At 33.3% G+C, this 6,984-nt stretch carries 6 protein-coding genes; 3 read left to right on the top strand and 3 right to left on the bottom strand.

What is annotated here, in order from left to right:
* Positions 1-1,170: GH25 family lysozyme (locus tag IV36_RS11160; RefSeq protein WP_268872861.1), on the bottom strand; the 1,170-nt coding region annotated here is incomplete at its 3' end.
* Between the two features lie 397 nt (positions 1,171-1,567).
* Between IV36_RS11160 and IV36_RS12610 the strand changes: the two genes are divergently transcribed.
* Complete coding sequence (locus IV36_RS12610) at positions 1,568-1,669, top strand: helix-turn-helix domain-containing protein (protein ID WP_235810322.1); 102 nt, start codon at positions 1,568-1,570, stop codon at positions 1,667-1,669.
* A gap of 809 nt (positions 1,670-2,478) precedes the next feature.
* Here IV36_RS12610 and IV36_RS11155 read toward each other — a convergent pair.
* Complete coding sequence (locus IV36_RS11155; RefSeq protein ID WP_056992534.1) at positions 2,479-3,156, bottom strand: ArsR/SmtB family transcription factor; 678 nt, start codon at positions 3,154-3,156, stop codon at positions 2,479-2,481.
* Between the two features lie 74 nt (positions 3,157-3,230).
* Between IV36_RS11155 and IV36_RS12465 the strand changes: the two genes are divergently transcribed.
* Positions 3,231-3,830, top strand: a complete 600-nt coding sequence (locus IV36_RS12465; protein ID WP_056992533.1) for a hypothetical protein — start codon at positions 3,231-3,233, stop codon at positions 3,828-3,830.
* A 368-nt stretch (positions 3,831-4,198) separates the two neighbouring features.
* Here the strand turns inward: IV36_RS12465 and IV36_RS11145 are convergent, their stop codons facing one another.
* Entirely contained in the window at positions 4,199-5,371 is a 1,173-nt protein-coding gene (locus IV36_RS11145) for an SAM-dependent methyltransferase (protein WP_056992531.1), read from the bottom strand.
* Positions 5,372-6,485: 1,114 nt separating this feature from the next.
* Here IV36_RS11145 and IV36_RS11140 point away from each other — a divergent pair.
* A complete protein-coding gene (locus IV36_RS11140; RefSeq protein ID WP_156648669.1) occupies positions 6,486-6,788 on the top strand; it encodes a hypothetical protein in 303 nt (100 codons plus the stop codon).
* Positions 6,789-6,984 lie beyond the last annotated feature (196 nt).

Here is a 6,984-nt window from a genome sequence, read left to right as displayed (position 1 = left end):
TTTGCCATTGATTGTCTGCCAACTGCGCAGCATCTTACCATCTGTGTAGAAATAATATGTCTTGCCATTGATTGTCTGCCAACTGCGCAGCATCTTACCATCCGAGTAGAAATAATACGTTTTGCCATTGATTGTCTGCCAACTGCGCAACATTACCCCATCGCTTGTACGGAAATAGTACGTTTTGTCATTGATTATCTGCCAACTATGTAGCATTACCCCATCGTTTGTGCGGAAATAATACGTTTTAGTTCCAATGGTTACCCAGCCGGTTACCTTCTTGTTATTTTTATAAGCATAGGTTTTACCACTGATAGTTTTCAATGTATAACTGCTTGTTGTTGAACTTGAACTACTGCTTGTTGTTGAACTTGGACTACTACTTGCTGTTGATGTTGTTCCAAACGGATCAGCACCTGCTCCTTCTGATAGAAGGCCTGTATAATCATATGAAACATCTAAATATCCCGTATATCCGCTTAACATTGCCGTAGATGAAAATTGCCATGCTCCATAGCTAGAATTCAATAAACTTGATGACGAAGGATGGTATGGATATTGGGCTATCCACCCCTTTGATTCCCCGTCAACCGCAATCAATTTTGATAAGTATGTATACCCTGACGATGCATAAAAACCTTGATTAGTGTAACCTGCACTTGATAGTGTACTTTGGAAGGTCGAAACATTCGTTCCTACTGTAGGAACGGTTGCAGAAGATGCTTCAACATCTGAAAAAATTAATATATTGGTATTAACGTCATTGTCCTCTAACCAACTTACTAGATAGTCTGCTTGCGCCTTTGCTTCTGTCGTACTGCTGTAAGTAGCATATTGATAAAGCGCAACATTCATTCCTGCGTTAGCAGCGTATTGCATCTGCTTTAATGCATATGGATTTGTATATGACGTTCCCTGCGTTGCTTTCACAATTATCGTTTTAACACCTAACGCCGCAAGCTTAGTATAATTTGCCTGTGTCATTCCGCTTTGATAAGATGCCACATCAACCGCCATTACCGTCGGACGAGAACTATCTCCAATATACCATGTATCTGTACTAGTCGCTTGAACAGGATCATTATTGAATAATAATATCCCAAAAAGTAATCCCCAAAAAAGCAAAAATGCATACAATCTTTTTAAGTAAAAGTTATCTAAATTATTCATATATATATGCAATTTTACTAACTTACAGAAACTAATAAAATTACTATTTCACTTCCTTTCATACTATACTCTTCATTATAAAAGAAGTAATGCATAAAATAATAGTTTCACTAATTTTTTATAAAATTTGTTAATTATATGATATAAAGTAATCGTTTTGTAATTTATCATAATATTTGAATTTTTATTCAAATATACTTTATTCGTATATAATAGCTTATAAGTGTTGGAGATTTATAAGTATACAGCCGAAGAAGAACGACGAAAAATCCGCGAACGACAACGGCAGGGGATTGAATTGGCTAAATAACGTGGTGCTTATAAAGGTGCCGTCCGTTTATATGCGCCGGATTCACCTGATCGTCGGAAACATTATTTGTATCATTAGGTAGTGCAAATGTTGCGGCAGGAACCACCAGTGCCGATTGCTCAAATTGCACGTATGATTGGAACATCAAGATCACAAATTTACAGGATTAAGAAATTTTATAATCTCTAGTTAAAGTAATAGAATCTTTTTATGTTACCTAAACGATTGAATAGTTGAGTAGAATTTATTCACTCTGCTGGAATACTTTTGAACAAAAACATAATTAATGCATATTGTACTTTGATCCTCTTTGGTTATGCTGTGTTGCGGTTCCTTCGTTCAAGTTGAGATCAATTATTGGATCGGCCTTTTTTCTGTTTGCCTAATGATTTTGTATAATTGCTAAATTTTCTAGTAACAGTTGCCAAACTACTTAATTCCTTGTAATACTGTTTTTTATAAATTCTATGTTATTGGTTTCAAAATGGGCAATTTAATTTATCAAATTTTTCAGAAGACAGATTAAGCACAGCTTAAATACATTGAAAATCTTTATAACTTTGTTTGAATTTATAGCTTACTTAATTACTTAACGCCAAAAAGAAGCCTTAACTGATTCATTGCATTTAAAAGTTTACACTACTGGTAATTTTCATGTCCTGGCATCATAGTTTGCGACTAGCGTTAAGTAAACAAAAAATCAAGTTACTACTAGAGAATAAATATAATCGTTGCAATTATTGGTTGGCTTGTATTTTTTGCTAAAGGTAATAGTTCCAGTTTGGTAGTTTCTGATAGTTTTTTAGCATGTAATGCTATCTTTACACATGTTATTGGTGCAACTGAAGCGCATCCTTATTCTCCTAGTATAAAAAGGGGACCATCTTATACTTGCCAATTTATTTTATGTGTTGTTTTACAACATATACAGTACATTTAATAAGTGTATTGGTAACTTGTGTATTTACATTGATTGTCATTTTTAAATGGTATAAATTTTAAGGTTTAAAGGGCTTAAAAAAATCTTCTCCAGAGCTGGTTAAACAAACACTTCTGTTCTCAGTATTCAAGATAATAAAATTTTTTTCCTCACATAAATTGAAGAACGCTCTTCCTAAGTTTCCACCTAAATGAAATGTCCTTTCCGTCCAATCCAAACATGGTTTAATGAAAATGCCTTTTTGTTTCTTTATACAAGTGATCTCAATACCGATAGATTCAAAATATTGAATTCCCTTAATCGTCAGCATAAGACTATTATTTTCTAATTTTATATGCTGGTTTTGAACTAGAAAGTTGAAAAAAGAAACACCCAGGTTGCCTGCTAAATGCTTGTAGCAAGAGCGTCCCTTTTTTAACTTTTGATATTCACTATTTTCATTAAATGAATGAACTTCTTTTGTAGGACTTATATTCATAAGTTTTTCCAATAAGCTGGCAATATCTTCAGAGGATAAAGAATAGTAGACATTTCTACCTTGCTTATAAGAAGATACCCAGTTTAATTGGCATAGTTGTTTTAAATGATAAGAAGTGGTATGACTTTTTACCTTTGCTTTTTTTGCAAGTTCATTTACTGTATGGAATTTTCCATCCATCAAGGTAGTAAGAATCTCTAGTCGAGACTGATCAGCCAAGATTTTAGTTGTTTTCTGTAAATCTGGAAATCCATTCATGTTATCTCCTCATTTCTTATATATCGATAATCATCGATGTGTATTTAAATTATAATACAATAGAGGTGAGGAATATGTTTAAAAAAATAGAAAAAGAGAGTTTTTACTATGGTTCTACTGTAGTGCTTATGACCACAAAAGATGTTCAAAGTAAAGCAGATAATATTACTGTTATTAGCTCTACTTGGACTTTGGATAAAACAATTGTCGTTGGCCTGGGATTGGATAATAAGGGTTTTTTGAATTTAAAAGTAGGAAGTGAAGCAACGTTTAATGTAGCAAATGGAAACATTTGGGAAAAAATCGAACGTGTCGCAAAAACAACTGGAAACTCAGAAATTCCTACTTACAAGAGAAAAGCAGGTTATAAATATTGTTCAGATAAATTCAGTTTAGGAGGATTTACAAAGATTAGGGGGGAAGAGGTTCAGACTGTCAGAATTAAGGAGTGTCCTATTCAAATTGAAACAATTATTACCGACATAGCAATTAGAGACAGTTTCGCCATCATAGAGAGTAAAATAAAAGGAATACTTGTAGATGAACAAATATTATATGATGATTCCCATATAGATGTAAATAAATGGGATCCGCTAATTTATAAATTTAGAGAGTATATATCAGCAAATCAATCGTTAGGGACAAACTTCCGATTTCAGGAATTTAAAAAATAATGCTCTTAAGTCAATATTTGGCCCTTTTTTGCGTTGCATGGACTGATCATGTTTATAAATGTTCAATAATATTGTCTAAACTAGGGGTATAAAAAATAAAATTCGGTGTTACAAGCAAATGTTAAAATACGTATAGTTCCTTTAAAGACACCAAAATCTTAGCTAAACCTTTGCTGTTGTCTGATCATTTAGTGAACAAGTCCCAAGGAGTCGTGATTTAAGACTTCAGTTTTTATCTGATCCAAATAGGTTAATGCTAGAAAAAAGGTCACCTTCTTTAAAATGGGGTGTGGTAGACATCATCATAAAAGAAGCTGATCTTTTTTTGAACATCATTCGGATTACTTTTACAATTTACCTAGTAACAGCTAATCATAAATGTAATTGCGTGTCATTGGCAATCCAACACCACTAGGTGCTTTTACTAATAAATACTGAATAACGTCTATATTTCCTGATTCGAAGGAAGCTGCACAAGCCTGTAAGTACAAGCCCCACATTCGATCGAAACGTTCACCATACTTTTTGATGACTTGGTTCCGAACTTTCTGATAGTTTTGATACCAGATTTCCAATGTTTTCTGATAATGGCGCCGCAAGGGCTCAATATCTGAAATTTGCAATTTGGCATTCATAATGTGCTTAATATTTTCAGCAACATTAGGAATATATCCTCCTGGAAAGATGTATTGATTAATAAATGGATCTACACCAGCGCCTTCATGCTGCCCAGTAATGCCGTGAATCAATGATCGTCCTCCTGGAACCAAAAATTCTTGGACTTTTTTAAAATACAGTCCTAAGTTTTCTTTACCAACATGTTCAAACATGCCCACAGACGTTACATAATCGTATTGTCCAGATACTTCACGATAGTCTTCCAATATTACATGTACCTGATTTTCTAAGTGTCGTTGTTTTATTTGTGATTGTGTATAGTTATATTGCTCTTGGCTCAGGGTAATACCTGTTGCATCTAGTCCAAATTCTTCAGCAGCCGTGAATAATAAAGTTCCCCATCCACTACCAATATCTAATAGTTTGTGACCTGGTTTAGTGGCTAGTTTACGTAAGATATGGTGAACTTTGTTCAGTTGTGCCTGTTCCAAAGTGTCAGATTCTTTTTCAAAATAAGCACAAGAATAGGTCATTGTGTCATCTAACCATAGCTTATAAAAATCGTTACCTATGTCATAGTGCTTTTGAATGTCTTTTTCACTACTTTTTTCAGAATGCGATATTTGTGGTAAGTGTTCTAAGAAGGAATTGTGGGTTAAAAAACTGTCTTTCTTCCGATAAGCCGATGCAATTAATGTTTGTATACTTCCATCAATCTCTATGTCGTCATTCATATAGGCCTCACCTAGAACTAAAGTGGGTTGACTAGTTAGCGATTTAACAGGAATTTCGTGTTTGAATCGTACCTTAACGACGGGAACTCCATCACCATATTTTTCCGTTTTTCCATTCCAATAAGTTACTTCAATCGTTATGTCGAATGCTTTACTGAATAATTCCTTGTAAATCATTTTGTCTAGCACAAATATCCCTCCATTAAAATAAAAAATTCATTATATATCTAAAAGATCATATGCAGAAATACGTATTAATATTACAATTAACTGTAATATTATTGCAAATTATTTCTCCATAGATACCTGGTTTTTCTGAATAATGCGTCTTGCTAAGAGACAAAATAAAAACGATTGAACCGCAGAACCGCACTATACTGTAAAAGAGTAGTACTGGATGTGGTTTCTAAATTAATACTGGTCATAGAAGTCGCTTTTATTGCTTTTTGAAAACGTACTTATAAGGTCATTATATCTTTCTACAGGTGAAGTATCCACAAGGGTAAGGCACACATGCTCTATTTCAGATAGTGATACATTTTTAAGTACACAGACCACAATCACTCCTACCGATTGTTTTCGTTCATATTTTGTCTTGATTCTTTATTTCCGCGGGAGTATCTGATGCGGAATCGACTAATAATCCAATTTTTTCCTCCATGTAGCCTTAATAACGGATTAGATAGTATTGTAATCTATATAACACTGTCGTCAATGTTACATTGAATTCATGATAGACTTTTGAAGTTGGTTCCATTGTTTTTAATATATGATTAGCTTTTTAACAATTACAAAAAAGATTTTTGGCTTGAAGTAGTAGCGGATCATTTTTAATTAAAGATTCAGAAATTTCAACCAAAAAAGCAGGCCATAACTTAACGGTTGTGTCATTTTTTTAATACCATATAATTAATGGCCTTGGCATGCGTCATAATTTACGCCTTAAGTTCTGGTAATTAACAGATCGAGATCCTAAATCAAAAAGATTCCTGACTAGATAACACTTAATTCATGAATGTTTTGCAGGTACAGAAATAGGAGAAATATTGCTCCATTGATGGTAACGCTAGACATTAACATTAGTAAAGTTACCGTTAATCCAGAAAAATTGGTAATAAGACCTCAATACTAGAAAAGGTGTCGTGATTGCTGAAGTTGACAATACCGATTATTTGTAGTGGCCTTTTACATTACGAATTTTCACACTCTTCATATTGGTGTAGGGGGCATACTGTGAAGGCACTTTTCAAAATTTAAACTTATTTGCTATACTGATTTAAAATAATAAAAAGGGGTGTGTATGTTGTCTCCAACTCAACTAATTTTTACCATTCTAGGATTTATGGGTGCGTTTACCATTCTTTTTTTTATACTTTTTTTTCAAATGATTAACGTGCGAAAGAAATTAAGAAAAAGAACATTAATTTTCAAGCAAGAGTTAAGCAGGTATAAAAATGAATGTAATACTTCTGGTTTGGGAGATAAAGCACTTGTTGTGGCGGGTACATATCATCCTGCAAAGTCTTTGAAAAAAATACTTGGCTTAAACATGATCCCAACGTTCATTTTATTAGGCACATTTTTTTTAAAGTTTCCTTTTATATAAATATAGCATTGCTTGTGGTTTTTATTGGAGCTGTGGTGTTGCTACCAGTGTATTATTTATATTTGAAAAAACGTGATACGGAATTTTCCTTAAGAAATCAATTTAAAACCCCTGATTTTCCACTGAGTAATGAAAAAAGGGTAGCGTCAAGAATCTTGTGTAAATGAAATGCCTTCGTACATATAATATGTATCTA

This window comes from Liquorilactobacillus mali, from assembly GCF_001437155.1.
GTDB classification, from domain to species: Bacteria; Bacillota; Bacilli; order Lactobacillales; family Lactobacillaceae; genus Liquorilactobacillus; species Liquorilactobacillus mali_A.
This window is presented reverse-complemented; position numbering and strand designations above follow the sequence as displayed.

Coding starts and splice junctions, on each gene's coding strand:
- IV36_RS12465 (WP_056992533.1), top strand. CDS start 3,231: ATGTTTAAAAAAATAGAAAAAGAGAGTTTTTACTATGGTTCTACTGTA.
- IV36_RS11155 (WP_056992534.1), bottom strand. CDS start 3,156: ATGAATGGATTTCCAGATTTACAGAAAACAACTAAAATCTTGGCTGAT.
- IV36_RS12610 (WP_235810322.1), top strand. CDS start 1,568: ATGTTGCGGCAGGAACCACCAGTGCCGATTGCTCAAATTGCACGTATG.